We start from the raw sequence: 538 nt of genomic DNA on the forward strand, positions 1-538 counted from the left end.
CTGATCATTCCCAGAAATTTGAAATTCAAATAGGAACCTTCCAAAATCAAAATGAGCAGGTTGAAGAAAGGGATGTATATAGTTTTTCATTTACAGCAGATCCAGAAGCACTGCAGGCAGACACAAAAGAAATTGACATTCAAGTGTCTATCCCAATTGAGAAGAATCAGACGTTTTTGATTTCAGAAATGAAATATAATATTTTCGGATGTACCATTTCTGGATCATATTCCGATATGACGGAGGACGACGAATTCTGGCTTCGCGGGAAGGACGATTTGGGAAATGAATATGTTTTTAATCTCACTTCCTATGATAAACCGAATCTAATTTTTGAATTACAAGATTGGAGAATTTTGGATCATGCAAAACAGTTAACGCTGCAGCTCTATCACTATTCAGGAACTACAGGAAAAACGGTTTCCTATGAGCAGAAGGAATCGGAAGATGCTTACATAGAAGAAATAGGAACAGTATATGATGAAGACCAGGCACCGGAAGACCTGGCGGTTCCAGTTGGAGATGGTATTACTGTTGA

General features: G+C 38.1%; 1 protein-coding gene. It reads left to right on the plus strand.

Translation table 11 applies throughout. The features are described 5' to 3' along the window. A partial coding sequence (locus PGQ38_RS14120) for a hypothetical protein (protein ID WP_270432290.1) occupies positions 1-538 on the plus strand: 538 nt, incomplete at both ends.

The organism is Blautia faecis (assembly GCF_027662325.1).
Taxonomy (GTDB): domain Bacteria; phylum Bacillota; class Clostridia; order Lachnospirales; family Lachnospiraceae; genus Blautia_A; species Blautia_A faecis.